Below are 26,810 nucleotides of genomic sequence, written 5' to 3' on the forward strand. Positions count from 1 at the left end.
GGGATCACCGCCCCGACCGGCCCGCCACAGGACAGCGGAGCCCCCGACGGGAGAGGATCAGTCATCATGACGACATCACCTGCGCCCACCGCCCCCGGCAGCCCCTCGACCGGACGGCCGCGGGTGGTGATCGTCGGATCCGGCTTCGGTGGCCTGTTCGCCGCCAAGGCGCTGCGCAACGCCGACGTCGACGTCACCGTCATCGGCAAGACCAGCCACCACCTGTTCCAGCCGCTGCTCTACCAGGTGGCCACCGGGATCCTGTCCGAGGGCGAGATCGCGCCGGCCACCCGCGAGGTGCTGCGCCACCAGAAGAACGCTCGGGTGGTGCTCGGCGAGGTCGTGGACATCGACGTCGACGCGCGCACGGTCACCTCGACGATCCTCGGCCGCACCACGGTCCACCCCTACGACGAGCTCGTGGTCGCCGCCGGCGCCGGGCAGTCCTACTTCGGCAACGACCGCTTCGCCGAGTTCGCCCCCGGCATGAAGAGCGTCGACGACGCCCTCGAGCTGCGCGGCCGCATCTTCGGCGCCTTCGAGCTGGCCGAGCTCGCCACCGACCCGGCCGAGGTCGACCGGCTGATGACGTTCGTCGTCGTCGGCGCCGGCCCGACCGGCGTGGAGATGGCCGGCCAGATCGCCGAGCTCGCGCACCGCACGCTGCGCCGCGACTTCCGCAACATCGACCCGCAGCGGGCCCGCATCATCCTGCTCGACGGCGCGCCGCAGGTGCTGCCGCCGTTCGGGCCGAAGCTCGGCGAGAAGGCCCGCCGGCACCTCAACGAGATCGGCGTCGAGGTCCAGCTCGGCGCCCTGGTCACCGACCTCGACGCCGACGGCCTGACCGTCAAGGACTCCGACGGCCAGCTGCGCCGCATCAGCGCCGCCACCAAGGTGTGGGCCGCCGGCGTGCAGGCCTCCCCGCTCGGCCGGCTGCTCGGCGACGCCACCGGCGCCGAGGTCGACCGCGCCGGCCGAATCTCGGTGCAGCCGGACCTCACGCTGCCGGGCCACCCGGAGATCCACGTCGTCGGCGACATGGCCAACCACCCCGACAAGCTGCCCGGCGTCGCCCAGGTGGCCATCCAGGGCGGGCGCTACGCCGCCGACGCCATCAAGCGGCGGGTGACCGGCCGCGGGCCCAAGCCGCCGTTCAAGTACCACGACAAGGGCAACATGGCGACGATCTCGCGGTTCTCCGCGGTCGCCGACATCAAGAACATGAAGTTCGAGGGCTTCATCGCCTGGGTGATCTGGCTGGTGGTGCACCTCTTCTACATCATCGGTTTCAAGAGCCGGGTCACCACGGTGCTGCACTGGATGGTCAGCTTCCTCGGCCGCGGCCGCTCCCAGCGGGTGGCCACCCAGCAGCAGGTCTACGGGCGCCTCGCGCTGGAGAAGCTCGGCGAGGGGTTCGCGACGTCGAAGACCGGCGGGCCCAAGGACCACCCCAAGACCCCCGACGACGTCAACCCCGAGCAGCAGCACGACCTGGTCGGGCGCCGCACCGCCTGATCCGCACGACCTGATCCACTCCGCCGACGCACGCCGGCCCCGGACCCCGTGGTCCGGGGCCGGCGTGCGTCCGGGCCACGAGCGGTGGGGGCACCGGCTCGCGCGGGCCGAGCCGGGGTGGGGGAGAGTGCGGGTGTCGGGGAGGAGTCCCGGCCGGACCCCTGCCCCTGCGAGGCACCCATGCCGACGACGTCCCGCGGCCGGAGCAGTGCCGAGAGCTCGCGCGCACCCCTGTGGGTGTGGCCGGCGACCGCCGGGCTGGTCGCCGCCGTGGCCGGGTGGTTGCTCGGCGAGGTCGAGCCGCGCTCCGGGCTCCTGGCCGGACTGTGGCCGAGCGACAGCAGCGCCGCCGGGTCGCTCCTGCAGGTGGTGGCTACCGGCGCGGTCACCATCACCACGCTCACGCTGAGCCTCACCGTCGTCGCGCTGCAGCTGGCGTCCTCGCAGTTCTCCCCCCGCCTGCTGCGGGACTTCGTCCGCGACCGGGTGACGAAGGCGGTCCTCGCCGTGTTCGCCGCGACGTTCACCTTCGCCCTGGCCGGCCTCCGGGGGATCGACCAGGCCGAACCGGTGCCGACCCTCGTCTGCCTGGTCGCCGCGCTGCTGGGCCTGGCCTCCTTCGGTGCGCTGCTGGCCTTCGTCACGCACATCGCCCGCATGCTGCGGGTCGACTCGATGATGGTCCGCGTCCACGACGAGACCGACGCGGCGATCCGGGTGTTCTACCGGGACTACGGCGACCGTTCCGCTCGCTCTCCCGACGAGCTGGACACGGGCCGGGCCCGCGGGACACCCGTCCGGGCGACCCGCAGCGGCTTCGTGCGCGTCACCGACGCCGAGCACGCGGTGCGCGCCGCCCAGGCGCAGGACGCCGTCGTGCGCATCGAGGTCCGCCCCGGCGACCACGTCGTCCAGGGGTCCCCGATCGCCACGGTGTGGGCGGCGGGAGGCACGGCGGTGGACGGCGTCGCCGACGCCGTCCGCGAGGCGGTGCACCTGTCCGCGGAGCGCACCATCGACCAGGACGCCGGCTTCGGGTTCCGCCAGCTGGAGGACATCGCGATCAAGGCCATGTCGCCGGCGGTCAACGACCCGACGACGGCCGCGACCGCCGTCGGCCACATGGCCGACCTGCTGGTGCGACTCACCGGACGCCACCTCGGCGCGACGCTGCACGAGGACGCCGAGGGCGTCGGCCGCGTCGTCGTCCCCGACCGGGACCTGCGCTACTACCTGGACCTCGCCTGCGGCCAGCTCCGCCGGTTCGGCGCCGGGGAGCCGACGGTGCTGGTCGCCCTCCTCCGGATGCTGCGCGACGTGGCCGTCGTCTGCCGGGACGACGAGCAGCGCGCAGCGGTCGCCCGCGCCGCGGACGAGGTCTGCGGCCAGCTCGCCCACCAGCCGCTGGAGCAGGACGCCGACGGGGTCCGCGACCTGCGGATGCGGGTCGACCTCGCCCTGGCGGGCCGGCTCGAGGACGCCTTCGCCGACCGCGCGGGCGAGACCCGCTCGATCTGAGCGGTCAGTTCCCGAGCCACGTCCGCAGCGCGGCGGTCACCAGGTCCGGTGTCACCACGTGGCCGCCGGCGAACTCGTCGTAGGTGACGTCGTAGCCGGCGGCCGACAGCGCGTGCGACACCCGCCGGCCGCAGCGGTCCACGGGCAGCACCCGGTCGGCGGTGCCGTGGGCGATCCACACCCGGGGCCGGCCCGTGCGGCCCGGCGGCGCCGCGAAGCCGGGCGAGAAGGCGAGCAGCGCCTCGAACAGGTCGCCGTTGGCCAGCCCCAGCGACAGCGCGTACGAGGCGCCGTCGGAGAACCCGCCCAGCGCCAGCCGGGACACCGGCAGCCGCGCGGCGACGGCGTCGAGCGCGGCGTCGAGGACGGCGACGTCGCGGCCCAGCCCGCCGGCGATCAGGTCCCAGGTGGTGGCCACCGAGGAGGTGGCGAGCACCGCCACCCCGCGGGCCGCGGCGACGTCCCCGACCGCGGCCAGCGACTGCGCGGCGTCCCCGCCGGCGCCGTGGCAGAACACCAGCAGCGGGCGCGGTCCGGTGCCCTCGGGCACCCGGACCAGCGCCTCGGCCGCCCCGCCGAGGTCCAGGCGGGTGACGCCGGCCGGCAGCGGCGGGCCGGCCGGACCGGCGCCGGGCCGGCTGTCGAGGCGGCCCTGCGCCGCGGGCCGCGTCACGCCGGGTGCCCCGGCGGGGGCACGTGCTCGTCCGGGCGCTCGAGGTGCAGCGGCTGCAGCGGCGTCGTGTCCTCGAGGTAGAGCAGGGCGTCGTACCGGTCGCCGGTCACCGTGGGCACGTAGTTGCCCCACCGCTCCCGCTCGGGCCGGTAGACGACGCCGATCGCCCGGTGCCCGAGCCGCCGGTCCAGCCAGGCCGGCCGGTCGCCGCGCGGGACCACGACCAGCGCGTCCCGGCCGACCTCCTCGTGCAACAGCGCCTCCAGGCTGCCCTCCCGCGCCGCGGGCACGGCCATCCGCTCCATCTGCGCGCCCCACTCCCGGCCGGCGACCACGCCGCCGCGGTGGCCGGCGAACCCGACCAGGACGACGTCCCCCGTGCCGTACCGCTCGCGCACCAACTGCCCGACGTTCGTCATGCCGGCGTCGGCCATGTCGGTGGCCCGCGCGTCGCCGACGTGCGTGTTGTGCTCCCAGACCACCGCCTTCGTGCCGGTGTGCCCGAGCAGCCGGTCGAGGGTGTCGGCCATGTGCTCGTCGCGGACGTTCCAGGACTCCGCCGAGCTGCCGACCATCGCCCGGTAGTAGCGCTCGGCGCCGACGACCACCGCGGCGTTCTGCTCGGCGGCGAAGCGGTCGTCGCGGTCGTCGGGGTCCCCGGGGCCGTCGTCGGCGGCGCGCCGCTCGCACAGCCGGCGGAGCAGCTCGACGACGGTCTCCTCGCAGGTGCTGGGCGCGAACCGGGTGGCGAAGGCGTACTCGGCGCCGTCCTCCCCGAACGGCTCGAAGCAGTGCAGCGCCCGCCGGGCGGCGGCCACGTGCCCGGGCTCGTGCTCCTCCAGCCAGGCCAGCAGCTCGTGCATGGAGTCCCACAGGCTGTAGACGTCGAGCCCGGCGAAGGCGACCCGCTCCGGCTCCGGGCGCCCGGCGTTGACCCCGCGCAGCCACCGGGTGAAGTCGACGACGTCGTCGTTGGCCCACATCCAGGTCGGCCACCGGTCGATGGCGTCCAGGGCGTCCCGCGGGTCGGCGGCCCCGCCCGGTCGCAGCCGCACGCTGCGGTCCACCCGGCGGCAGTCGGGCCAGTCGCCCTCGACGGCCACCAGCCCGAAGCCGCGCTCCTCCACCAGCCGGCGCGTGAGCGCCGACCGCCAGGCGTAGTACTCGTGCGTGCCGTGGCTGGCCTCGCCGACGGCCACGACGCGCGCGTCGCCGATCCGGTCGAGCAGCGGGTCCAGGTCGGCGGGGTCGCGCAGGGGCAGCGCGAGCCGCCGGACGTCGTCGGGGTCCATCAGGCCCTCCCGGCCGCCCCCTCGCGGACGACCCACTCCGCGACCGCCCGGCGGTCGCCCGTGCGCAGCCAGGTGCTCCGCTGCCGCGCTGCCGACGTACCCCGGCCGAGCAGGTCCTGCACCAGGGCGGTGACCTCGTCCCACTCCCCGGCGTCGGCGAGGTCGGCCTCCAGCTCGCCCAGCAGCCCCCCGACGGCGGCCCGGGCGTCGACCAGCTCGAGGCGCAGCGGGTCGAACAGCCGGCCGCCGAGGCCCTCCCGCGCCGCCCGCCACCGGGCCGCGCGCAGATGCTCGGGCCGCACCTCGGGCACCGGCTCGCCCCGTTCGGCGCGGCCGGCGAGCACCCGCACCAGGGAGCGGACCAGCGCCGCGTGCAGCACGGCGTCGTCGACGGTGGTGCACACGTCGGCCAGCCGGAACTCGATCGTGGGCAGCCGAGCCGACGGGCGGACGTCCCAGTACAGGTGCGAGCCGTCGGCGACCACGCCGGAGGCGACCAGGCCGGCGAGCACGCGGCGGTAGCCGTCGGCGTCGCCGAGCGGCTCGGGGGCGCCGGCGTGCGGGAAGCGGGTCCACCACAGCGTCCGCCACGACTCGTAGCCGGTGTCGACGCCGTCGTGGAACGGCGAGCTGCCGGTCATCGCGAGCAGCAGGGGGACGTAGGGCCGGGCGCGGTCGAGGACGGCGACGGCGGTGTCGAGGTCGGGGACGCCGACGTGCACGTGGCAGCCGCAGATGTCCTGCTGGCGCGCGAGACCCGCCCAGCGGTCGACCATCGCCTCGTACCGCTCCCCCGGCGTCACCGGCATGGTGTGCCAGGAGTCCCAGGGGTGGGTGGAGGCGGGCAGCAGGACCAGCCCGTCACGGGCGGCGGCCGCGGCGGCCTGCGCGCGGCCGGCCACGAGGTCGGCGCGCACCTCGGCGAGCGTGGTGCACACGCCGCTCGCCGTCTCCAGCTGCGTGGTGGCGATCTCCGGGTGCACCAGCGGGCCGGCCTCCCCGGCCAGCGCCGCGGCCGCGGCACCCGGTCCCGGGGTCAGGTCCAAGGTGCCGGGGGCGACGAGGTGGAACTCCTCCTCGACGCCGAGGGTGCGCCCGACGGCGCGGTCGGGCGGGGAATGCTCGGGGGACACGCCGCTCCTGGGTGCCGTGGGGTCGCCGGGGAGGCCGACGCTACGGCCGCGCACCCGCCGCCGCGCGGTGATCGCTCTCGGCGTAGCCGGGAGGGTGGCCCGCCGGCCCTCCGGAGGCGTCCACTGGTCGCTGTAACGGTGTAATCGACTCCAGGAGGTGCGCCGTGACCCGACCGGACACCGACGCGGCGCTGGACGCCTACTCGCAGGTGGTCACCGCGGTGGCCGCCGACCTCACCCCGCACGTCGCCGCGCTGCAGGTCACCGGGCCCGACGGCCGCTCGGGCGCGGGCTCCGCCGTCGTCGTCCCCGGCGACGGGCTGCTGCTCACCAACGCGCACGTCGTCGGCCGGGCCCGCGCCGGGCGGGCCGTGTTCGGCGACGGCACCGAGACGCCGGTGGAGGTGGTGGGCACCGACCCGCTGTCGGACCTCGCCGTCGTCCGGGCCACCGCCGGGGCACCCGAGCCCGTGGTGCTCGGCGACGCCGCGCGGCTGCGGGTCGGCCAGCTCGTCGTCGCCGTCGGCAACCCGCTGGGCCTGGCCGGCTCGGTGACCGCCGGCGTCGTCAGCGGCCTGGGCCGGTCGCTGCCCACGCGGGACGGGCGGACCGCCCGGGTGGTCGAGGACGTCATCCAGACCGACGCAGCGCTCAACCCCGGCAACTCCGGCGGCGCGCTCGCCGACTCCGCGAGCCGGGTGGTCGGCATCAACACCGCCGTCGCCGGGTGGGGGCTGGGCCTGGCCGTGCCGGTCAACGACACCACCCGCCGGATCATCGACACCCTCGTCCGGGACGGCCGGGTGCGGCGGGCCTACCTCGGCCTGGTCAGCAGCCCCGCGCCGCTGCCCGCGGAGCTGGCCGCGCGCACCGGCCGGCGGCGGGGGCTGCGCGTGGTCGACGTCGTCGCCGGGTCGCCGGCCGACCGGGCCGGGCTGCGGCCGGGCGACCTCGTGCTCGAGGCCGGGCGCGCGCCGGTGGCCGAGGCGCAGAGCCTGCAGCGGCTGCTGTTCGCCGAGGCCGTCGGGCAGCCACTGCCCGTGACGGTGTACCGACGCGGCGCGATGGTCGACGTCATCGCCGTGCCCACGGAGCTCACCGGCTGACCACCCGTGCGGGTGGGGTCTCCTCAGGAGCGCCCGATCAGGTGACGATGCTCCCCCCGTGACGGAGGGAGACCGGTGACCGGCGACCGCAGGAGCGGGCTGCGCCTGCTCGCGCTGCTGTACGGCTGCGCCGCCGCGATGTGCGCCCTCGGCGCGCTGTGGCCGATGGCCGCGCGCACCCCTGTCGCGCTGCTCGCCGTCCTCGCCGTCGCCGGCGGCCTGCTCGCCGCCGCGTTCGAGCTCGGCCGCGACCGCCTCCCCATGGCCGCCGTGCACGCCGGCCTCGCGCTGTTGGCCGTGCTCACCGCCCTGCTGGCCTGGCAGTCGGTGACCGCGGTCGGCGTCGTGGGGCTCGGGCCCGCGCTCGTCGCCCTCGGCGTCCTCGCCGGCCACGTGCTCCCGGCCCCGCAGGCGCGGCTGCACGTGCTCGGCGCGGTCGCCGTGGTGTCGGCCGGCGCGCTGGCCGCGGTCCCGTCGGGCTTCCTCGCCCCGTGGCTGACCGCCGTCGTCACCACCGTCGTGCTCACCGAGGCCCAGGTGCGCCAGACCGGCGCGCTGCGGCGCACCGCGGGCACCGACCCGCTCACCGGCGTGGCCAACCGCCGGGCCTGGGAGGACGGCGCCGAGCGGCTGCTCGCGACCGCCGAGCGCGCCGGGGAGCCCGTCACCGTCGTGCTGCTCGACCTCGACGGCTTCAAGGCCGTCAACGACACCGCCGGGCACGCGGCCGGCGACGCGCTGCTGTGCTCGCTGGCCACGGCCTGGCGGCGGGAGCTGCGCCGCTCGGACCTGCTCGGGCGCCTCGGCGGCGACGAGTTCGCCCTCGTGCTGCCCGGCAGCGACGCCGTGGCCACCGCCGAGCTGCTGCTGCGCCTGCGCGCGGTCTCGGACGGCGCCTGGTCGGCCGGCACGGCGACCGCCCGCCCCGGCGACGGGCTGACCGCGCTGCTCGCCCGCGCCGACACCGCGCTCTACCGCGAGAAGGCCGCCCGCTCGCACCGCTCGCGCGTCGACTGACCCTGCGTACCGGCGCGCCACGGCCCGCCGCGGCGACACCGGGGACGCGCCCGGTCCCGTTCCCCGCCGGCCCGCCGCGGGGGGAGCCTGCCGGCCACCACGGGGACCGACCGGCGGGCGAGGAGGCGGACATGGCCTCGGTGGTGGTGTGCGGCGGGAGCGTCGTCGGACTGTGCGCGGCGATGATGCTGGCCCGCGACGGGCACGAGGTGACGGTGCTGGAGGCCGACCCCGACGGCGCCCCGGCCACGCCCGCGGAGGCCTGGGCGGGCTGGCGGCGCCGCGGCGTGGCCCAGTTCCGGCAGCCGCACACGCTGCACGCCCGCTTCCGCGCCGTCGCCGACGAGCAGCTGCCGGGGCTCACCGGGCGGCTGCTGGACGCCGGCTGCGTCTGGGTGGACCGGCTGTCCGCGCTGCCTCCCTCGATCGCCGACCGCGCACCGCGGGACGGCGACGACCGGCTGCGGGGCGTCACCGGACGGCGGCCGGTCGTCGAGTCGGTGGTGGCGGCGGCCGCCGAGGAGACGGCGGGGGTGGAGATCCGCCGCGGGACCGGCGTCGCGGGCCTGCTGTCCGGCGCCCCGGCGCTGGCCGGCGTCCCGCACGCCGCCGGGGTCCGGACGACGGCCGGCGACGAGCTGCGGGCCGACCTCGTCGTCGACGCCACCGGCCGGCGGAGCCGCTCGGCCGGGTGGCTGGCCGAGCTGGGTGCCGTCCCGCCGCGCGTGCGGGCGCAGGACTCGGGCTTCGTCTACTACACCCGCTACCTGGCGGGCCCGGAGCCGCCGGCAGCGGTCGGCCCGCCGGTGTGCCCGCTGGGCAGCATCTCGCTGCTCACCCTCGTCGGCGACGCCGGCACCTGGTCGGTGACCGTCTACGGGGAGAGCGGCGACCGGCCGCTCCGGGCGCTGCGCGACCCCGCGACCTTCGACCGGGTCATCGCCGCGTGCCCCCTGCAGGCGCACTGGCTCGACGGGACCGCCCTGGACGGCGTGCTGGCGATGGGTGGCGGGCTGGACCGGCACCGCCGCTTCGTCGCCGACGGCCGCCCCGTGGTCACCGGCTTCGCCGCCGTCGGGGACGCCTGGGCCTGCACGAACCCCTCGGCCGGGCGCGGCCTGTCGGTCGGGATCCTGCACGCCGCGCTGCTGCGCGCCGCGGTCGCCGGCCACCTCGACCGGCCCGCCGACCTGGCGACCGCCTTCGCCGAGGCGAGCGAGCGGGACGCCGCCCCGTTCGTCGAGGAGCAGCTGGCCGAGGACCGCGTCCGTCTCGCGCAGATGGCCGCCGCGCGCGAGGGCCGCCCCGCGCCTCCCCCACCGCCGGAGACGGCGGCCTTCCTCGGCGCGGCGATGCAGGACGCCGACCTGTTCCGGGCGATGGTCGAGTTCCGGCTGTGCATGGCGCCGCTGGCCGAGGTGCTCGCCCGCCCGGAGGTGCGGCAGCGCGTGGACGCGCTGGCCGCGGCCGGGCCGCGACCGCCCGCCGCCTTCCCGGGACCCGACCGCGCGCGGCTGCTGGAGCTGCTGGACGCCTGAGTCAGGACGCCTCGGTCAGGGGCGCCGCCAGTCGTCGGAGGTCATGTGCGAGCCCGCCATCGGGCCCATCTGCAGCATGCCGCCGTCGACGGCGTAGGACGCCCCGGTGACGTAGGAGGCCTGCGGCGAGGCGAGGAAGGCGACGACGGCGGCGACCTCGTGGGCGTACCCGGGCCGGCCGACCGGGACGCCGGGGCGCTCGTGGCCGGGCGAGGCCGGGTCCTCGTCCTCCTGGCCGGTCATCGGGGTGGCGATCTCGCCCGGCGCGACGGCGTTGACCGTGATGCCGTGCTCGGCCAGCTCGATCGCCGCCACGCGGGTGAGCAGGCCGAGGCCGCCCTTGGCCGCGCAGTAGGCGGCCGCGCCGACCCGCGGCTGGTGCTCGTGGACGCTGGTGATGTTGACGATCCGCCCGCCGCGGCCGGCGTCGACCATCCGCCGCGCGGCGCGCTGCAGGCAGAGGAACGCCGCGTCGAGGTCGGTGGCCAGCACCTCGCGCCAGGTCTCGTAGTCGGTGTCCAGGATGCGCGTCGAGTGGCCGGTGCCCGCGTCGTTGACCAGGACGTCGACGCCGCCGAGCGCCTCGGCCAGCTCGTCGACGACATCGGCGGCCTGCGGCAGCTGCGTGAGGTCGACGTGGCGGACCTCCGCGCGGCGGCCCGTGGAGCGCACCTCCTCGGCGGTGGCCTGCGCGTGCGCCTCGTCGCGATACCAGGTGATCCCGACGTCGCACCCCTGCTCGGCCAGCGCGACCGCCACGGCCCGCCCGATGCCCGACTCCGACCCGGTGACGACCGCGACGCGGCCGGCTGACTCCGTCATGACCCCATGCTGGGCGCGGCCGCGCCGGCCCGCGACGCGGCGGCGCAGCGCGCGGCCACGTCGCGCACGTGCGCGGCGAACCCCGGCGGCGACAGCACGGTGAACGGCGCCCCCGCCACGACCAGCGCGGCCGTCGCCCAGTCCAGGTCGTCGCCCTCGATCCGCACGCGGCAGGCGTCGCCGAGGTCCTCGGTGACGGTCGCCCAGCGGCCGATGCGCCCGCGCACCTGCTCCGCCGGGGCGGCCACCTCCGCCTCCACCACGTGCCGCGCCCACGCCTTGTCCAGCCGCTCCCGCACCCAGGCCGCCGCGTCCTCGGCCGGGAAGCGGCGGGGCGCGGCGCGGGAGCCGGTGCCGCGCGGGGCGTCGAGCCGGTCGAGCCGGAAGGTGCGCCAGTCGCCGCGGTCGAGGTCCCAGGCGACGAGGTACCAGCGGCGCCCCAGCGAGACCAGCCGGTGCGGCTCGACCAGCCGCTCCTCGCGCTCCCGGTCCGGCGGGGCGTAGCCGAACCCGAGCCGCTCGGTGTCGCGGCAGGCCAGCGCGACGGCGGTGAGCACGTCGGGGTCGACGGCGTCGGGGCTGCCCGGGGCCGGGGCGACGCCGGCCGGCACGGTCACCGCGCGCAGCGCCTCGACGCGGCCGCGCAGGCGCCCGGGCATCACCTGCACGAGCTTGGCCAGCACCCGCAGGGACGTCTCGGCCATGCCGGCGACCGGCCCCGCCGCGGCGGCCTGCAGCCCGACGGCCAGCGCGACCGCCTCGTCGTCGTCGAGCACCAGCGGCGGCAGCGCGGCGCCGCGGGCCAGCGCGTACCCGCCGTCGGTGCCGCGGGAGGCGTCGACCGGGTAGCCGAGCTCGCGGAGCCGCTCGACGTCGCGGCGCAGCGTGCGCACCGAGACGCCGAGCCGGGCGGCGAGGTCGGGTCCGGACCAGAAGCGGCGGGTCTGCAGCAGCGAGAGCAGGCGGAGCGTGCGGACGGCCGGGTCGCTCATGCGCCCATCCTGGCGCGCTCAGCGGACAGGATCCGTCCGCTTTCGCCGCGACGATGGGGACACCCGGCAGACGACGACCAGGAGGACCCCGTGACCGCTCCGACCGCTCCCTCGACCGGCTCCCCCGCCCTCTCCGCCGAGCGGGCCGACCTGCTCGAGACGCTGGCCGCGCACCGCGGCTTCCTGCGCTTCACGGTGCGCGGCCTGACCGACGAGCAGGCCGCCCGCCGCACCACGGCCAGCGAGCTGACCCTCGCCACGCTCGTCAAGCACGTCGCCGTCACCGAGCGGTCCTGGGCGGACTTCGCGGTGCGCGGGACGGCGGCGCTGGAGCAGTCGCCGGAGGACTGGGGCGCCGACTGGGTGCTGCAGCCGGGCGAGACGCTCGCCTCGGTCCTCGCGCTCTACGACGAGGTGGCCGCGCGCACCGACGAGCTGGTGCGCACCCTCGACCTCGACACGGCCCACCCGCTGCCCGAGGCGCCGTGGTTCCCGCCGGGCGCCGTCCGCTCGGTCCGCCGGGTCTTCCTGCACGTCGTGGCGGAGACCGCCCAGCACGCCGGGCACGCGGACATCCTGCGGGAGTCCCTCGACGGCCAGCGGACGATGGGCTAGCGCCCGGCCCGCTCGAGATCGGTCACCCGGGCGGCCGCCGCGTCGCGCTCCGCGGCCGCCCGCTCCGCCGCCCGCCCGGCCGCGTCGGCCCGGCGCCGGGCGGTGCCCGCCTCGCCGTCGGCGGCGGCGGCCTCCTCGCGCACCCGCGCGAGCTCGGCGGCCAGCTCCTCGACCCGTGCCCCGAGTTCCGCCGCCCGGCGCTCCGCCCGCCCTGCCCGCTCCCGGGCGGTGCGGGCGCCCCGCGCCGCCTCCTCGGCCAGGTCCGCGGCCGCCTCCGCGTCCTCCCGCGCCTCGGCCAGCTCCCGCTGCCGCCGCTCCTCGGCCGCCCGCCGCCGCTCCTCCTCGGCCCGGCGCCGCTCCTCCTCCGCCCGGCGGCGCTCCTCGGCCGCCGGGTCCGGAGCCGGCCGGGCAGGCCGCTCGGGGACGGGCCGGGCCGGCCGCGGGGGCGGCACCACCCGCAGGTCGGGCCGCACGCCGAGCCCGCCGGACACCGACAGCGGGCCGGTGAGCCGCCCCGCCAGCAGCGCCTCGCCGGCGTCGGGGTCGGCCAGCGCCGCGCGCAGCGTCTGCTCCACCTGGTCGGCGACGGCGTCGCTGAGCGGGAGGCCGAGCCGCGCGGCCACGACCCGCGCCTGGCGGGTGAGTGCGGCGAGCAGCCGGGAGCGCTGGGTGCCGAGCGCCCGCAGCTGGTCGCCGGCCAGGCTCTCCTGCGCCTCCCGCAACAGGTCGCCGAGCTCGACGAGGCCGGCGATCTCGTCGGGCTGCTCGCGCACCAGCCTGTTGCACGCCCACGCCGCCGTCGACGGCTTGCCGAGGGCGGCGACCTCCGCCGCCAGCGCCCTGTCCCCCGCCGCGCGGGCCCGGCGGGCGGCCTCGGTGCGGGCGGCCACGAAGTCGCCGGGCAGCAGCCCGTAGAGCTCGTCGGCGACCTCCTCGAGGTCCACGTCGCCCCCTCCCGGCCCGCGCGGTCGCCGCCGACCCTGCCACGGGAAGACGGGACCGGCCGCGGGACGTTGCCGCCCGCGTCGCGCCGGTGGTCGACTCCCGGGCGGCGGGGAACGAGGAGGAGGGGGCGGGATGACGACCTGCGGGCACCTGGACCAGATCCGGGACGTGACGCCGGACTCGACGGAGGGGTGCGGCGACTGCCTGGCCATCGGCAGCCGGTGGGTGCACCTGCGGATGTGCCTGTCGTGCGGGCACGTGGCCTGCTGCGACTCCTCGCCGAACCGGCACGCGACCGCGCACGCCGGGACCTCCGGCCACCCGATCATCCGGTCGGTGGAGCCGGGTGAGTCCTGGCGCTGGTGCTATCCCGACGCGGCGCTCGTCTGATGGAGCTCCCGCTCGTCGCACTGCTGGCCGGCTCCTTCGCGGTCACCGTGCTCGCCCGGCGGACCGGCGTCTCGGCGCCGCTGCTGCTGGTCGTCGTCGGCCTGGCGCTGTCGTTCGTGCCCGGGGTCCCCGACTACGCGCTGGACCCCGAGCTGATCCTCACGCTGGTGCTGCCGCCACTGCTGTACTCGGCGGCGCTGGACAGCTCCTACCTGCGGCTGCGCGCCAACCTGCGCCCGATCGGCCTGCTCGCGCTGGGCGCCGTCCTGCTCACCACGGTCGCGGTCGGGCTCGCGGCGTGGTGGCTGGTGCCCGGGCTGCCGCTGGCCTCGGCGCTGGTGCTCGGCGCCGTCGTCGCCCCGCCCGACGCCGTCGCGGCCACCGCCGTCGGCCGGCGCCTGGGCCTGCCGCGGCGGGTGATGACCATCCTCGGCGGCGAGAGCCTGGTGAACGACGCGACCGCGCTGACCGCCTACCGGGTGGCGGTCGCGGTGGCCGCCGGCGCCGGGTACGGCATCGCGCAGGGCCTCGGCGTGTTCGTGCTGGCCGCCGCGGGCGGCGCCGCGATCGGCTGGGCGCTGGGCTGGCTGGTCGACCGGATCCGGCGGCTGCTGCACGACGGCGTGCTCGAGTCCGCGATGGGCCTGCTCGTGCCCTTCGTCGGCTTCGTCGTCGCCGAGGAGGTGCACGCCTCCGGGGTGCTGGCCGTCGTGCTGGCCGGCCTCTACCTGGGGCACCGCTCCCCGGCGGCCGACCCGGTGGCCCGGCTGCAGGACCGCGCCGTCTGGCAGGCCGCCGACACCGTCCTCGAGGCCACGGTGTTCGCCCTCATCGGCCTGCAGCTGCGCGCGGTGGTGGAGGGCGTCGGGCCGTCGGTGTGGGGCATGACCGCCGTCGGGCTGGTGCTGGTGCTCGTCGCCCTGGTCGCGCGGGTGGCGTTCGTCTTCCCGACGACCTACCTGCGGCCGCTGGCCCGCCGCCGGGCCGACTGGGAGTCGCCGTCCTGGCGGCACCTGGCGGTGGTGTCGTGGGCCGGGATGCGCGGCGTGGTCTCGCTCGCCGCCGCGGCCGGCATCCCGCTGACCACGCTGGACGGCGACCCCTTCCCCGGCCGCGCGGAGGTCGTCTACCTGGCGTTCGTCGTCACCGTCGGCACGCTGCTGCTGCACGGGCTGACGCTGCCCGCCCTCATCCGCCGGCTCGGTGTGCGCGGCACGGAGAGCTCCGCCGACGCGCTGGCCGAGGCCCAGGCGCAGACCGACGCCGGGACGGCCGCCGTCGCCCGGCTGGAGGCGCTCGACGACGGCGACCCGCTGCACGCGCAGACCGTCACCGAGCTGCGCTCGCGCATCGAGGCGCGCACCAACGCCGCGTGGGAGCGGCTCGGCGGGCCGATCGCGGGCGGCGGTGAGACCCCGAGCGCGGTGTACCGGCGGCTGCGCCGGGCGATGCTCGAGGCCGAGCGGGAGGTGTTCGTGCGCTACCGAGACCAGCGCCGCATCGACGACGAGGTGTTCCGCCGGGTGCAGCACGAGATGGACCTGGAGGAGGTCACGCTGCTGCGCGAGTGATGCGCCCGCGGGCCGGGGGTGGCACGGTGGGCCCGGAGGACGGCGCCGTCCCCGCCCGGACGACGTCCCGACGCGACCGGCCCCCCGCCGGCGCACGACCCGCACCGGAGTCCCCGTGGTCCCCTCCCCCGCTCCCCAGCGCAGCGCCCCTGACCCGGCCGTCGGCCCGCCGACGGTGCTGTTCGTCGCCGCCTCCGACGCGGCGGTCTCGCCGATGGCCGCCGCGCTGCTCGCCCGGCGCGCGTCCGGCCGGGTGCGGGCGCTGTCGGCCGGCTCGGCCCCGGCGGCGCGGGTCGACCCGGCCGCGGTGGCGGCGATGGCGGAGGTCGGCGTCGACCTCGCCGCCCGGCTGCCCCGGCCGCTGACCGCCGACGCGGTGCACGTCTCCGCCGTCGTCGTGCGGCTCGGCGCCGTGCGCGGCTGCCCGGTGCTGCCGGGCACCCGCTACCTCGACTGGCCGGTGGAGGAGCCGGCCGGCGGGGACGCCCGCCCGGTGCGCGACGAGCTCGACCGCCGCGTGTGCGGGCTGCTGGACGAGCTGGTGGCCTGAGGCGCGAGCGCCCCGACCGGCGGCGCCCGGGCCGCTAGCGCCCGAGCGCGGCCACCCGCTCTGCGCGGGCGGCGCGCAGCAGGGCCGGCAGCCGCGGGTCGGCCAGCACGGCGGCGTCCCGGACGGCGAGCTTGCGGAAGCTCGTCCCGGCGCCCTCGAGCAGGCCGCCGTCGGAGCCCGCCCCCGCCAGCGCCGCCCCGCGGTTGAAGCCCAGGTTGAGGTGCCGGTCGTACACGTCGAGGTAGGCGTAGTGCTCGGTGGTCTTCCGCGGCCCGACGCCGTAGCCGACCGTGCGCTGGTGCGGCCAGACCACCCGCACGACGGCGGGGTCGGCCTCGCGCACCAGCGCGTCGGCGGCGCGGACGAGGTCGGCGGTCGCCGGGGCGAGGCCGGCGAGCAGCAGGTCCCACGGGTCGTCGTCCATCCGGGCCATCCTGCCGCGCGCCGGGCCTAGGCTGGCCGCACCGACCCCGGAGGTGACCCTGTGTGGCTCAAGCTGCTCGGCCTGCTGCTCGTCGTCTGGCTCGTCGTCACCGTGGTGGGCTGGGTCGTCGAGGGGCTGTTCTGGCTGGCCGTCGTCGGCCTGCTGCTGGTCCTCGTGACCGGGGCGTTCGGCGTGCGGGAGCGCACCCGCCGCTAGACGGGTGCGCTCCCGCGCCGGGCGTCAGTGCGCGGCGGCCACCGCGGCCGGCCGGCTGACCCGGACCCCGACGGCGGCCACGAGGCTCACCGCGCCGAGGACGGCCAGCGCGGTGCCGAGCCCGCCGAGCGCGCCGGTGAGGGCGAGCACCACGAGCGGGCAGAAGAACTGCCCGATGAAGAAGGCCGACGTCCAGACGCCGGTACCACGGCCGCGCTGCTCGAAGCTCAGCGAGCCGAGCGCCCAGGTGAGCAGCGACGGCAGGATCAGGCCGTTGCCGAGCCCGGTGACCACGGCGAAGGCGATCACCGCGGGCACCGCCGAGGACAGGCCGAGCCCGACGATGCCGACGCCGGAGAGGGCGAAGGCGAGCGGCACGAGGACCGCCGGGCCGCGCTTGGCGAGCCGGCCGAAGAGGATGCCGCCGGCCGCGGTGCCGAGCGACGCGACCGCGCTGGCCGCGCCGATGACCGCCGTGGACTCCACGCCGATGTCGTCGAGCTTGAAGGACAGCTGGACGATCAGGACGTAGAAGACCAGGCCGCCGACCAGGGACACGCCGATCGGCGCGGCGAGCCGGCGCCAGGGCAGGGCCGGCAGCTTCTCGGCGCGCGCCGCCGCCTGCGCCTGCGGGGCCGGCTGCCAGATCAGCTTCGCCGCGGCGAGCGCGAGCGGCAGGCTGAGCGCGTACAGCCAGAAGGGCGTCCGCCAGTCGCCGGCGCCCAGCGCGCCGCCGACCGCGAAGAAGATGGTCGCAGCGACGGTGGTGAACACGACCTGGAGGCCGAAGTACCGCTCCCGCTGCGAGCCGTGGAAGTAGTCGGCCAGCAGCGTCGTGCAGCAGGTCATGATCGCGGCCTCGGTGAGGCCGAGCAGGACGCGGCTGGCGACGATGAGCTGCAGGGACGGCAGCCACAGCGGCGCGGTCCCGACGACGGCGTAGGCCACGAGCGCGCCGACGAGCAGCCGCTTGCGGCCCACCCGGTCGACGATGCGGCCGGCCACCATCGCGGTGAGGCCGATGACCAGCGCCGGCGCGGTGAGCACGACCGGCGCCAGCGCCTCGACGCCGGGGGTGCCGGCGAAGGCGTCCTGGATGCGCGGCAGGACGGGCGCCAGCAGCACCGCGCCGAGCACCGCGAGGCAGCTGGACAGCAGCAGCACCAGCGCCTGCGGGCGCCCGGCGGGGCGACCCGTGGTGGGGTCGACGGCGACCTCGCCGGCCAGCGGCTCCTCCGCCGACCGCTCAGGGACCAGGACGTTCTCCGACACGGGCGTCTCCATCGACGGGCGCGCCGGTCCCGGTGACCGGCATCACTGGCGATGGAGTGTCAGGACGGCGGACGCCGAGCGGAAATCACTTGTCGTTACGGTCCCCATCGACCGGGTGGATACCCGCCGACTGCTCCCCGACCGCCAGCCGGGCCGCGCGCGAGACCAGGTCGCGGAGGTAGGCGTGCTCCGGGTCGTCGTCGAACACCGGGTGCCACCACATCGCCTCGATGAGCGGGCCGGCGTCGAAGGGGCACGGCAGCGCCCGGATGCCGGTGTTGAGCGGCAGCAGGTCGACGAGCCGGCGCTGCAGCAGCGCGATCCGGTCGCTGCCCGACACCAGCGCGGGGACGGTCAGGAAGCTCTCGGTGACCACCTGCACCTGCGGCTCGATCCCGAGCATGCGCATCTGCCGCGCGGCCGGGGTCGACGCCGTCGGCCCGTGGTAGGTGGCCACCCACGGGAGGGTCTCGAGGTCGCCGACGGTCAGGCCCGCGTCCACCACCGGGTTGTCGGCGGCCACCACGCACACCCACTCGTCGCGGTACAGGTCCCGGCGGGACAGGTCGGTGAGGAAGCCCGGCGGCAGGAAGAGGAGGTCGGCGGTCAGCAGCGCCTGCTCCGCCCGGTCCACGATCGCCGGCGAGTGCGCGCTCAGCCGCAGGCGGGTGTGCGGCGCCTCCTCGGCCAGCAGCCCCGCGACGGTGTCCCCGAGCACCGCGACGACGTAGTCGCTGACGAGCAGGGTGAACTCGCGCGTCGAGGACGCCGGGTCGAAGCCGGGCTGCGCGGTGAACACCCTCTCCACCCCCGACAGGGCGATCCGGGCGAGCTCCCGGAGCTGGACGGCGAGCGGCGTCAGGCGGTACTCGTTGCCGACCCGGGAGAGCAGCTCGTCGCCGAAGTGCCGGCGGAGGCGGGCCAGCGACGCCGACAGCGCCGGCTGGCTCAGCCCCATCTGCGCCGCCGCCCGCGTGACGCTGCGCTGCTGGAGCAGGGCGTCGAGGGACACGAGCAGGTTGAGGTCCAGGCTCGCGAGGTTCACGGAGCGCACCGTATCGACGCCGCTGATGCCCGTCATCAGGCATTCGGTCTTCCCTCACTCCTGTGGGCTGGCCCACTGTCGGGACATGCACCACGGCCCCGACCACCTCGACCGCACGGACCCCGAGGGCGCCATCGCCGCCGCCGCGAAGCGCTGCTCCAACTGGGGCCGGTGGGGCGCCGACGACGTGCTCGGCACGCTGAACTTCCTCGACGAGGCGAAGCGGCGCGAGGGCGCGGCGCTGGTCCGCCGGGGGGCGAGCTTCTCGCTGTCGCAGTCCTTCGACACCGACGGCCCGCAGAAGGGCTGGCGCCGGCGGACCAACCCCGTGCACACGATGACCGACACGGGCACCGACGCCGAGCGGGGCGTGCAGGGCTTCCCGCACGGTATCGGCGGCGCCGATGACGTCATCGCGATGCCCCTGCAGTGCTCGACGCAGTGGGACGGCCTCGGGCACATCTTCGACCACGGCATGGCCTGGAACGGGCGCCGCGCGGGCGACGTGGTGACCAGCTTCGGCGACTCGGTGACCGGCATCGAGACCGTCGCCGACCTGATCGCCGGCCGCGGGGTGCTGCTCGACGTCGGCCGGGCGGTCGGCACCGACGGCGAACTCCCCGACGGCTTCGCGATCACGACCGAGCACCTCGAGGCGACGATCGCCGCCCAGGGCGCGTCCGCGGCCGTCGGCCGGGGCGACCTGCTGCTCGTGCGCACCGGGCGGCTCACCCGGGCGCGGCGCGACATCGCCGAGGGCCGCGGCTGGGGTGACTACGCCGGCGGCGCCGCCCCCGGCCTGTCGTTCACCACCGCCGACTGGCTGCACGCCACCGAGGTCGCCGGCGTCGCCACCGACACCTGGGGCTTCGAGGTCCGGCCCAACGAGTTCGACGTCGCTTTCCAGCCGCTGCACCAGGTCGCCATCCCCAACATGGGCCTGTTCATCGGCGAGATGTGGGACCTCGACGCCCTCGCCGCCGACTGCGCGCGGGACGGGCAGTGGGACTTCTGGCTCACCGCGGCCCCGCTCCGCGTGACCGGCGCCGTCGGCGCCCCCGTCAACCCGATCGCCGTCAAGTAGGAGGACCGACATGCCCGCTGTGAACACCGTCCTCGTCGTGGGCGGCGGCCTGGCCGGCGCCGGCGCCGCCGTCCACCTCGCGCAGGCCGGCGTCGCCGTCGACCTGGTCGAGATCAAGCCCGACACCGCCGCGCTCGGGTCCGGCATCACGCTGCAGGGCAACGCCCTGCGCGAGCTGCGGTCCCTCGGCGTGTGGGAGCAGGTGCAGGCCGCCGGCTACGCCTTCGACGTCACCGGCATCCGCGCGCCCGACCCGCACGGCACCGTGGTCGCCGAGGTGCCGGACGCCAAGACCGGCGGCCCGGACCTGCCCGCCGCGATGGGCATGCCCCGCCCGGAGCTCGCCCGGATCCTCCTCGACCGGGCCACCGAGGTCGGCGTCAAGGTGCGGTTCGGCACCACCCACACCGCGCTGGTCCAGGACGCCGACGGCGTCGACGTGACCTTCGCCGACGGGTCCACCGGCCGCTACGACCTCGTGGTCGGCGCCGACGGCGTCCGGTCGTGGACCCGCCGCGCGCTCGGCGTGAACCTGGAGACCCGCTCGGTCGGCATGGGCATCTGGCGGGCCTTCGGCCCGCGGCCGGCGAGCGTCACCCGCACCGACCTCTACTACGGCGGCCCGTCCTACATCGCCGGCTACTGCCCGACCGGCGAGGACTCCCTCTACGCCTACATCGTCGAGGACGCCCAGGACCGCAGCGCCCTGACCCCCGACGAGCAGCTCGCCACGATGAAGGAGCTCTCCCGGGCCTACCACGGCCCCTGGGACGAGATCCGCGAGACGCTCACCGACCCCTCGCGGGTCAACTACACCTGGTTCGAGACCCACGTCCTCGACGAGCCCTGGAACCGGGGCCGGGTCGTGCTGATCGGCGACGCCGCGCACACCTGCCCGCCCACCATCGCCCAGGGCGGGGCCATGGCCCTGGAGGACGCCGTCGTCCTCGCCGAGCTGCTGGTCGACCGGCCCGCGCTCGACCAGGACCTGTGGGACGCCTTCCACGCCCGCCGCCTCGAGCGCGCGCGGACCGTCGTCGACGCCTCCAACCAGCTCGCCCAGTGGCAGCTCGACCACGTGCGGGGCGACATCCCGGCCCTCATGCGCTCGATCGCCCAGCTGACCAGCCAGCCCGCCTAGCCAGCCTCCCGCCGCCCGCGCGCGGGAGGCGCCGTTCCAGGAGAACGACCATGACCCAGCGCCTGATCACCCACCTGCGGCACGTCGACCTCGCCGTGCCGGACCTGCGTACGCAGGAGGACTTCTTCACCAACACGTGGGGCCTGAAGGCCGAGCACAGCGACTCGGGCCTGACGTTCCTGGCCGCCGAGGGCAGCCCCGAGCAGTACGTCGTCCGGCTGCGCGAGGCCACCGACAAGCGGATCGACCTGATCTCCTTCGGCGCGGCCACCGCCGCCGACGTCGACACCCTCGCCGGGCAGCTCGCCCGCGACGGCGTGCAGCTCGTCGGCGAGCCCGACACCCTGCAGACCCCCGGCGGCGGCTACGGGTTCCGGTTCTTCGACAACGAGGGCCGCACGGTGGAGATCAGCTCCGACGTCGCCGTGCGGCAGCACCGCCGGATCGAGGAGGGCGAGTCGATCCCGGTCCGCCTCTCGCACGTCGTCATCAACTCCGCCGACCCCGAGGGCACGCGGGCGTTCTACGAGAAGCACCTGGCCTTCGCCCTGTCGGACACGCTCGTGCACCCGCGGATGGGCAACATGATGTGGTTCATGCGGGTCAACGCCTGGCACCACAGCATGGCCATCGCCCGCGGCCCGCACCCGTCGCTGCACCACGCCTCCTTCGAGATGCGCGGCATCGACGAGTACATGCGCGGCACCGGCCGGCTGCTGCGCGCGGGCGTGGAGAAGATCTGGGGCCCGGGCCGGCACCTGGCCGGCAACAACACCTTCAGCTACTTCCTCGACCCGCACGGCAACACCGTCGAGTACACGACCGAGCTCGACCTGCTCGACGAGGACACCTGGCACCCGCACGTCTACGACATCAGCAACCCCGAGGTCAGCGACCAGTGGGGTACGGCGAACGCGATGAACGAGTTCGTCGCGCAGAAGTCGTTCAACGACCCGGACAAGGGCCTGTTCGTGGCCCCGCCCGTCTGATGCGGTTCGCCACCTGGTCCGCCGGGGGCGCGGTGCGGGCCGGCGTCGTGGGCGACTCCGGCCTGCACGCGCTCCCCGAGGGGACGACGGTCCTCGACCTCGTGCGCGCGGGGCTGCCCGCCGCGCTCGCGGCCGGGGAGGAGGCGCTGCGCGGTCCGGCCGTGCCGCTGGACTCCGTCCGCCTGCTGCCGCCGCTGGAGGCGCCGACGGTCCGCGACTTCGTCACCTTCGAGGAGCACGTCGAGGGCATGGTCGCGCCCAGCGGCGAGCCGGTCGCGCCGGAGTGGTACCAGGCGCCGACGTTCTACTTCACCAACCCGTACGCGCTCGTCGGCGCGCACGACGACGTCCCGGTGCCGCCGGGCTCGCAGCGCTTCGACTTCGAGCTCGAGGTCGCCGTGGTGGTCGGCGCTGTCGAGGGCTCCGACGGCGCCTCGCTCACGCCCGAGCAGGCGCGCGACCACGTGTTCGGGTACACGGTCCTCAACGACTGGTCGGCCCGCGACCTGCAGTTCCGGGAGATGGCCGTCAAGCTCGGCCCGGCCAAGGGCAAGGACTCCGCCACGACCCTCGGGCCGTGGCTGGTGACCGCCGACGAGCTGGAGCCGCACCGGGACGCCGAGGGGTTCCTGGCCCTCGACATGCGGGTGTCGGTCAACGGCGAGCAGATCGGGCAGGACCTGCTGTCCAACATGGGCTGGCCGTTCGAGGAGCTGGTCTCCTACGCCTCCCGCGGCACGGAGGTCCGCGCCGGCGACGTGCTCGGCTCGGGCACCTGCGGCAACGGCGGCTGCCTGGGCGAGCTGTGGGGCCGCCGCGGCGAGCTGTCCCCGCCGCCGCTGCGGCCCGGCGACGTCGTGGAGATGACCGTCGAGGGCATCGGCACCATCCGCAACCGCGTCGTCGAGGGCGTCGAGCTGCCGCCGGTCCGGGCCGCCCGGCCCCGCCCGCGCACCCGCACGCGCGCGGCGTGAGCCCCTCGTGAGTCTCGCCGGCCGGGTCGTCGTCGTCACCGGCGCGGCCCAGGGGCAGGGGGCGGCCGAGGCCCGGCTGCTCGCCGCCGAGGGCGCGGTCGTCGTCGCCACCGACGTGCAGGACGCCCCCGCCGAGGACCTCGGCGGAGCCGCCTACCGGCGGCTCGACGTCACCGACGCCGCCGGCTGGGCGGCGCTCGCCGCCGACCTCCGTGCGGAGCACGGCCGCGTGCACGGGCTGGTCGCCAACGCCGGGGTCACCTGGCGGGCGCGGCTGGCCGACCTCGACCCCGCCGACCTCGCCCGGGTGTCCGGGGTGAACGTCACCGGGACGCTGCTCGGCATCCAGGCGCTGACCCCGCTGATGACCGGCGGCGGCTCGGTCGTCGTCGTCGGCTCGGTGGCCGCGCTGACCGGGCACTTCCCGGTCGCCTACACCGCGTCGAAGTGGGCGCTGCGGGGGCTGGCCAAGGCCGCCTGCCTGGAGCTCGGCCCGTACGGCATCCGGGTCAACACGGTCCACCCCGGCTACGTCGAGACGCCGATGACCGCCTCGGCGGCACCGGCGTTCCGCGCCGCCAACGTCGCCGAGACCCCGCTCGGCCGCACCGGCACCGTCGACGAGGTGGCGCCCCTGGTCGCCTTCCTCCTCGGCGACGGCGCCTCCTTCATCACCGGCGCCGAGATCCCCGTCGACGGCGGGATGACCGCCCACGGCGGCGTGAAGTCGATCAGCGACGCCGTGTCCGCCGCGGCGCACCCCGCACCCTGAGAGGAACCCCCGTGTTCGAGTACTTCCCCACCGGCCCCTACACCTGGAACCTGTCCGTGGTCGCCACGCTGAACTCCGGCGGGCTGATCGACGAGGTCGACCGCGCCTGCCGGCCGATCAAGGACGCCGCGAACGCCGGTGAGGACGCCGGGACGCCGGACTTCCTGCGCGCCTGGACCGCGCTGACCGACCAGCTCGTCGGCCAGGCCGAGGAGGCCGAGAAGGCCGGGCACGTGCGCACCGCCGGGCAGCTGTGGTTCCGCGCGTCGAACTACCTGGCGCAGGCCGAGCGGATGCTCGCCCACTCCGACCCGAACCGGGTGCCCACCTACCGGCGGATGCTCGAGATCGCGCAGAAGGCGTTCGACACGCACAGCCCGCGCGTCTCCCGGGTCGAGGTCCCCTACGAGGGCACGACGCTGCCCGCCTACTTCTCGCAGGCGCCGGCCGCCGACGACGGTCCCGTCCCGGTCGTCGTGCTGGTCAACGGGCTGGACTCCACCAAGGAGCACATGTACGCGTCCAACCACTGGGAAGAGCTGGCCGCGCGCGGCATCTCCTGCCTGATGCTCGACCAGCCCGGCACCGGTGAGTCGCTGCGGCTGCAGGGGCTGACGGCGCGGGTGGACACCGAGGCGTGGGGCGCAGCGGCGGTGGACTACCTGGAGACCCGCGACGACGTCGACGCCTCGCGGATCGGCATCGTCGGCTGGTCGCTGGGCGGCTACTACGCCCCGCGCGCCGCGGCGTTCGAGAAGCGGTTCGCCCTCTGCGTGGCGTGGGGCGCCAACCACGACTGGGGCGCGGTGCAGCGCCGTCGTCGGGAGCGCGAGGGCGAGCGCCCGGTGCCGCACTACTGGGAGCACGTGCTCTGGGTGTGGGGCCAGCCCGGCGACGAGAACGACCTCGACGCCTTCCTCGACTTCGCCGACCAGGTGAACCTCGAGGGCGTCGTCGAGCAGATCACCGTGCCGTTCCTGGTCGCCCACGGCGCCAACGACCGGCAGATCCCGCTGGAGATGGCGCACCGCTCCCACTCCCAGGCCGTGAACTCGCCCAAGGCGGAGCTGCGGGTGTTCACGCCCGAGGAGGGCGCGACCGAGCACATCGGCCTGGACCACCTGCCGTACGTGAGCACCTTCGTCGCCGACTGGGTGGCCGACACCTTCGCCGAGCTGGGCCGGACGACGTCGTGAGCATGCTGTTCGTCAAGCTGCCGGTGCGCGACCTGCCCGCGGCCCGGGCGTTCTACCAGGCGCTCGGCTTCCGCGTGGAGGAGAACTCCTCCGACGACGGCGAGGCCGCGGTGGTCCTGGGTGACGAGCAGGTGCTGTCGCTGCAGACCCGTGAGCGCTTCGCCGCGCTGCTCCCGGGCGAGCCGGGCGACCCCTCGTCGGCCCCGACGGCGGTGCACGCCCTCACCGCCGGCGGCCGCGCCGAGGTCGACGACCTGGTGTCCCGCGCGATCGCGGCCGGCGGCCGTCCCGGCGCTCCCGCGCGCGAGGAGGAGGCCAGCTACAGCCGCGGCTTCGCCGACCCGGACGGCAACGTCTGGGAGGTCGTCTGGATCGACCACGTGCACGTCGTCAACTGACGCCGGGTCGCCTGGGGGCGGACGCCCTCAGGCGACCTGGAACGAGCGCCTGGCCAGGCCGATGAAGAAGCCGTCGATGGCGGTGGTGACGCCGGCCGCGGGGTCCGTGGCCGCGCCGAGCGTGACGAACAGCGGCGTGAAGTGCTCGACCGTGGGGTGGGCGTAGCGCAGGCCGGGCGCCCGCAGCCGGAACCGCGCCAGCTCCTCGACGTCGCCGCGCGCCAGCGCGTCGGCGGCCCACGCGTCGAAGTCCGCCGACCAGCCGGGCACCGCGCCGCCGAGCATCTCGCGGGTCAGGTACGGCAGGCCGTGGGTCATGAACCCCGACCCGACCACCAGCACGCCCTGCTCCCGCAGCGGCCGCAGCCGCTCGCCGAGCGCCAGCAGCGTCGCGGTGTCGTGGGTGGGCAGGCTCAGCTGCAGCACCGGGACGTCGGCCTCCGGGTACATGACCTTGAGCGGCACCCAGGCGCCGTGGTCGAGGCCCCGCCCGCGGTGCTCGTGCACGTGCGCGGTCTCCGGCAGGACGGCGAGCAGCTGCCGCGCCAGGTCGGAGGACTCCGGGGTGTCGTAGCGCATCCGCGCGTACATCGGGTCGAACCCGCCGAAGTCGTAGACGAGCTCGGTGGGCACCGTGCTGGTGATGCCGAGGGAGTCCGACTCCCAGTGCGCGCTGACGATGAGCACCGCCCGCGGCCGGGGCAGCGCCCGCGCCCAGGCGGCCAGGTCGCGCATCCAGGCGGCGTCCTCGAACAGCGGCGGCGCGCCGTGGGACAGGTACAGCGCCGGCAGCGGGCCGTCGTCCGGCGTCCAGGGGCGGTGCTCCCCCAGCCCGGCCACGTGCCCGAGGTGGGCGGCGAACGGGTGGCGGGGGTCGATGCGCGCGTCGGCGAAGGCGGTCGTCGACATCACCGGTCAGCCCGCCAGCGGGAGGTCGAGGGCGGGCAGGTCGAGCGTGTGCGCGGTGTGGTCGCGCTTGACGGCGAGGTAGCGCGCGTTGGCCGCCGACAGGTGGACGCCGGTGGGCACCCGCTCGGTCACCGCGACGCCGGCGAGCTCGAGCTGCGCGGCCTTGTCGGGGTTGTTCGACAGCAGGCGCACGCGGTCGGCGCCGACGGCGGCGAGCATCTGCGCGGCGGCGGTGTAGTCGCGCTCGTCGTCGCCGCGGCCCAGCGCGCGGTTGGCCGCGTAGGTGTCGAGGCCGGCGTCCTGCAGGGCGTAGGCGTCGAGCTTGGCGTACAGCCCGATGCCGCGGCCCTCCTGGCGGAGGTAGAGCAGGAACCCGCCCGCGGTGGTGATCCGCTCGGCCGCCTCGCGCAGCTGCGGGCCGCAGTCGCAGCGCTCGGAGCCGAAGACGTCCCCGGTGAGGCACTCGCTGTGCGGGCGCACCAGGGGCGCCTCGCCGCCGGAGACCGACCGCTCGAGCGCGCCGCGCCAGTCGCCGAGGCCGAGCAGCAGGTGCTCGCGGCCGTCGGCCAGCCCGTCGAAGGTGACGACGTCGGCCGTCGTCGCGTAACCGTCGGGGAAGCGCATCGGCACCGTCACGCGGGTGCGCACGGTCGCCGCCGGGGCCGGGGACACGACGCCCGCGTCGAAGGAGAGGGTCATCGCGACCTCCG

At 76.4% G+C, this 26,810-nt stretch carries 28 protein-coding genes; 17 read left to right on the top strand and 11 right to left on the bottom strand.

Going from position 1 to position 26,810, the window contains the following annotated elements; all coding sequences use genetic code 11:
• The first annotated feature begins 66 nt into the window (after positions 1–66).
• Both ACI78R_RS07560 and ACI78R_RS07565 read left to right on the top strand, forming a co-directional pair.
• The gene (locus tag ACI78R_RS07560) at positions 67–1,518 is read left to right on the top strand and encodes an NAD(P)/FAD-dependent oxidoreductase (protein WP_457040224.1); all 1,452 of its coding nucleotides are present in this window, start codon (positions 67–69) and stop codon (positions 1,516–1,518) included.
• A gap of 180 nt (positions 1,519–1,698) precedes the next feature.
• Positions 1,699–3,036 (top strand): DUF2254 domain-containing protein, encoded by a 1,338-nt coding sequence (locus tag ACI78R_RS07565; protein ID WP_457040225.1) that lies wholly within the window; start codon positions 1,699–1,701, stop codon positions 3,034–3,036.
• A gap of 4 nt (positions 3,037–3,040) precedes the next feature.
• On the opposite strand, the gene ACI78R_RS07570 is transcribed toward ACI78R_RS07565, so the two are convergent.
• Genes ACI78R_RS07570 through ACI78R_RS07580 form a run of 3 tightly spaced genes read right to left on the bottom strand, consistent with a single transcriptional unit; the run spans position 3,041 to position 6,134 of the window.
• Positions 3,041–3,709 carry an alpha/beta hydrolase gene (locus ACI78R_RS07570; RefSeq protein WP_457040226.1) on the bottom strand — a complete coding sequence of 223 codons (669 nt, stop codon included), beginning with the start codon at positions 3,707–3,709 and terminating at the stop codon, positions 3,041–3,043.
• The gene (locus ACI78R_RS07575; protein ID WP_457040227.1) at positions 3,706–5,001 is read right to left on the bottom strand and encodes an erythromycin esterase family protein; all 1,296 of its coding nucleotides are present in this window, start codon (positions 4,999–5,001) and stop codon (positions 3,706–3,708) included. Before ACI78R_RS07575 ends, ACI78R_RS07570 begins: the two co-directional genes overlap by 4 nt.
• Positions 5,001–6,134 (bottom strand): carboxylate-amine ligase, encoded by a 1,134-nt coding sequence (locus tag ACI78R_RS07580; RefSeq protein ID WP_457040228.1) that lies wholly within the window; start codon positions 6,132–6,134, stop codon positions 5,001–5,003. The genes ACI78R_RS07575 and ACI78R_RS07580 overlap by 1 nt, the downstream gene beginning before the upstream one ends.
• A 164-nt stretch (positions 6,135–6,298) precedes the next feature.
• Between ACI78R_RS07580 and ACI78R_RS07585 the strand changes: the two genes are divergently transcribed.
• From ACI78R_RS07585 to ACI78R_RS07595, 3 genes are all read left to right on the top strand, one after another.
• On the top strand, positions 6,299–7,240 hold the full coding sequence (locus tag ACI78R_RS07585) for a S1C family serine protease (RefSeq protein WP_457040229.1): 942 nt from the start codon (positions 6,299–6,301) through the stop codon (positions 7,238–7,240).
• A 75-nt stretch (positions 7,241–7,315) separates the two neighbouring features.
• Entirely contained in the window at positions 7,316–8,257 is a 942-nt protein-coding gene (locus tag ACI78R_RS07590; RefSeq protein WP_457040230.1) for a GGDEF domain-containing protein, read from the top strand.
• A 131-nt stretch (positions 8,258–8,388) separates the two neighbouring features.
• On the top strand, positions 8,389–9,795 hold the full coding sequence (locus tag ACI78R_RS07595; protein ID WP_457040231.1) for an NAD(P)/FAD-dependent oxidoreductase: 1,407 nt from the start codon (positions 8,389–8,391) through the stop codon (positions 9,793–9,795).
• Positions 9,796–9,810: 15 nt separating this feature from the next.
• Here ACI78R_RS07595 and ACI78R_RS07600 read toward each other — a convergent pair whose 3' ends face one another.
• Both ACI78R_RS07600 and ACI78R_RS07605 read right to left on the bottom strand, forming a co-directional pair.
• Positions 9,811–10,617 carry an SDR family oxidoreductase gene (locus ACI78R_RS07600; RefSeq protein ID WP_073420544.1) on the bottom strand — a complete coding sequence of 269 codons (807 nt, stop codon included), beginning with the start codon at positions 10,615–10,617 and terminating at the stop codon, positions 9,811–9,813.
• Positions 10,614–11,609: a helix-turn-helix transcriptional regulator gene (locus ACI78R_RS07605; protein WP_457040232.1), complete on the bottom strand. Its 996-nt coding sequence runs from the start codon at positions 11,607–11,609 to the stop codon at positions 10,614–10,616. The genes ACI78R_RS07600 and ACI78R_RS07605 overlap by 4 nt, the downstream gene beginning before the upstream one ends.
• Positions 11,610–11,699: 90 nt before the next feature.
• On the opposite strand from ACI78R_RS07605, the gene ACI78R_RS07610 reads away from it, so the two are divergent.
• On the top strand, positions 11,700–12,224 hold the full coding sequence (locus ACI78R_RS07610) for a DinB family protein (protein WP_457040233.1): 525 nt from the start codon (positions 11,700–11,702) through the stop codon (positions 12,222–12,224).
• Here ACI78R_RS07610 and ACI78R_RS07615 read toward each other — a convergent pair.
• The gene (locus ACI78R_RS07615) at positions 12,221–13,168 is read right to left on the bottom strand and encodes a hypothetical protein (protein WP_457040234.1); all 948 of its coding nucleotides are present in this window, start codon (positions 13,166–13,168) and stop codon (positions 12,221–12,223) included. The genes ACI78R_RS07610 and ACI78R_RS07615 overlap by 4 nt on opposite strands.
• 133 nt (positions 13,169–13,301) lie before the next feature.
• On the opposite strand from ACI78R_RS07615, the gene ACI78R_RS07620 reads away from it, so the two are divergent.
• From ACI78R_RS07620 to ACI78R_RS07630, 3 genes are all read left to right on the top strand, one after another.
• Positions 13,302–13,559 (top strand): UBP-type zinc finger domain-containing protein, encoded by a 258-nt coding sequence (locus ACI78R_RS07620; RefSeq protein WP_073420548.1) that lies wholly within the window; start codon positions 13,302–13,304, stop codon positions 13,557–13,559.
• Positions 13,559–15,130, top strand: coding sequence for a Na+/H+ antiporter (locus ACI78R_RS07625; RefSeq protein WP_217651226.1), 1,572 nt, complete (start codon positions 13,559–13,561; stop codon positions 15,128–15,130). The genes ACI78R_RS07620 and ACI78R_RS07625 overlap by 1 nt, the downstream gene beginning before the upstream one ends.
• 115 nt (positions 15,131–15,245) lie before the next feature.
• Positions 15,246–15,680, top strand: a complete 435-nt coding sequence (locus ACI78R_RS07630) for an arsenate-mycothiol transferase ArsC (RefSeq protein ID WP_457040235.1) — start codon at positions 15,246–15,248, stop codon at positions 15,678–15,680.
• Between the two features lie 34 nt (positions 15,681–15,714).
• Here ACI78R_RS07630 and ACI78R_RS07635 read toward each other — a convergent pair whose 3' ends face one another.
• Positions 15,715–16,104 carry a hypothetical protein gene (locus ACI78R_RS07635; RefSeq protein WP_457040236.1) on the bottom strand — a complete coding sequence of 130 codons (390 nt, stop codon included), beginning with the start codon at positions 16,102–16,104 and terminating at the stop codon, positions 15,715–15,717.
• A 60-nt stretch (positions 16,105–16,164) separates the two neighbouring features.
• Here ACI78R_RS07635 and ACI78R_RS07640 point away from each other — a divergent pair, with 60 nt between their 5' ends.
• Entirely contained in the window at positions 16,165–16,320 is a 156-nt protein-coding gene (locus tag ACI78R_RS07640; protein WP_175562864.1) for a hypothetical protein, read from the top strand.
• 24 nt (positions 16,321–16,344) lie between these two features.
• On the opposite strand, the gene ACI78R_RS07645 is transcribed toward ACI78R_RS07640, so the two are convergent.
• Both ACI78R_RS07645 and ACI78R_RS07650 read right to left on the bottom strand, forming a co-directional pair.
• A complete protein-coding gene (locus ACI78R_RS07645) occupies positions 16,345–17,592 on the bottom strand; it encodes an MFS transporter (RefSeq protein ID WP_457040237.1) in 1,248 nt (415 codons plus the stop codon).
• 85 nt (positions 17,593–17,677) lie between these two features.
• Positions 17,678–18,637 (bottom strand): LysR family transcriptional regulator, encoded by a 960-nt coding sequence (locus ACI78R_RS07650; RefSeq protein ID WP_073420833.1) that lies wholly within the window; start codon positions 18,635–18,637, stop codon positions 17,678–17,680.
• A gap of 85 nt (positions 18,638–18,722) precedes the next feature.
• Here ACI78R_RS07650 and ACI78R_RS07655 point away from each other — a divergent pair, with 85 nt between their 5' ends.
• Genes ACI78R_RS07655 through ACI78R_RS07685 form a run of 7 tightly spaced genes read left to right on the top strand, consistent with a single transcriptional unit; the run spans position 18,723 to position 25,191 of the window.
• Positions 18,723–19,721 carry a cyclase family protein gene (locus tag ACI78R_RS07655; RefSeq protein WP_457040238.1) on the top strand — a complete coding sequence of 333 codons (999 nt, stop codon included), beginning with the start codon at positions 18,723–18,725 and terminating at the stop codon, positions 19,719–19,721.
• Between the two features lie 10 nt (positions 19,722–19,731).
• Positions 19,732–20,862 carry an FAD-dependent oxidoreductase gene (locus tag ACI78R_RS07660; protein ID WP_457040239.1) on the top strand — a complete coding sequence of 377 codons (1,131 nt, stop codon included), beginning with the start codon at positions 19,732–19,734 and terminating at the stop codon, positions 20,860–20,862.
• Between the two features lie 50 nt (positions 20,863–20,912).
• Complete coding sequence (locus ACI78R_RS07665) at positions 20,913–21,851, top strand: VOC family protein (RefSeq protein ID WP_073420552.1); 939 nt, start codon at positions 20,913–20,915, stop codon at positions 21,849–21,851.
• Positions 21,851–22,825 (top strand): fumarylacetoacetate hydrolase family protein, encoded by a 975-nt coding sequence (locus ACI78R_RS07670; RefSeq protein WP_457040240.1) that lies wholly within the window; start codon positions 21,851–21,853, stop codon positions 22,823–22,825. The genes ACI78R_RS07665 and ACI78R_RS07670 overlap by 1 nt, the downstream gene beginning before the upstream one ends.
• Before the next feature lie 7 nt (positions 22,826–22,832).
• Entirely contained in the window at positions 22,833–23,597 is a 765-nt protein-coding gene (locus ACI78R_RS07675; protein ID WP_457040241.1) for an SDR family NAD(P)-dependent oxidoreductase, read from the top strand.
• A gap of 11 nt (positions 23,598–23,608) precedes the next feature.
• Positions 23,609–24,793, top strand: coding sequence for an alpha/beta hydrolase family protein (locus ACI78R_RS07680; RefSeq protein WP_457040242.1), 1,185 nt, complete (start codon positions 23,609–23,611; stop codon positions 24,791–24,793).
• A gap of 2 nt (positions 24,794–24,795) precedes the next feature.
• Positions 24,796–25,191, top strand: a complete 396-nt coding sequence (locus tag ACI78R_RS07685) for a VOC family protein (RefSeq protein ID WP_457040321.1) — start codon at positions 24,796–24,798, stop codon at positions 25,189–25,191.
• 27 nt (positions 25,192–25,218) lie between these two features.
• Here ACI78R_RS07685 and ACI78R_RS07690 read toward each other — a convergent pair whose 3' ends face one another.
• Positions 25,219–26,100: a dioxygenase family protein gene (locus tag ACI78R_RS07690; RefSeq protein ID WP_457040243.1), complete on the bottom strand. Its 882-nt coding sequence runs from the start codon at positions 26,098–26,100 to the stop codon at positions 25,219–25,221.
• A gap of 6 nt (positions 26,101–26,106) precedes the next feature.
• Positions 26,107–26,799: a GTP cyclohydrolase II gene (locus ACI78R_RS07695; protein ID WP_457040244.1), complete on the bottom strand. Its 693-nt coding sequence runs from the start codon at positions 26,797–26,799 to the stop codon at positions 26,107–26,109.
• Positions 26,800–26,810: the final 11 nt, after the last annotated feature.

The sequence above is a fragment of the Geodermatophilus sp. SYSU D01106 genome (assembly GCF_054049995.1).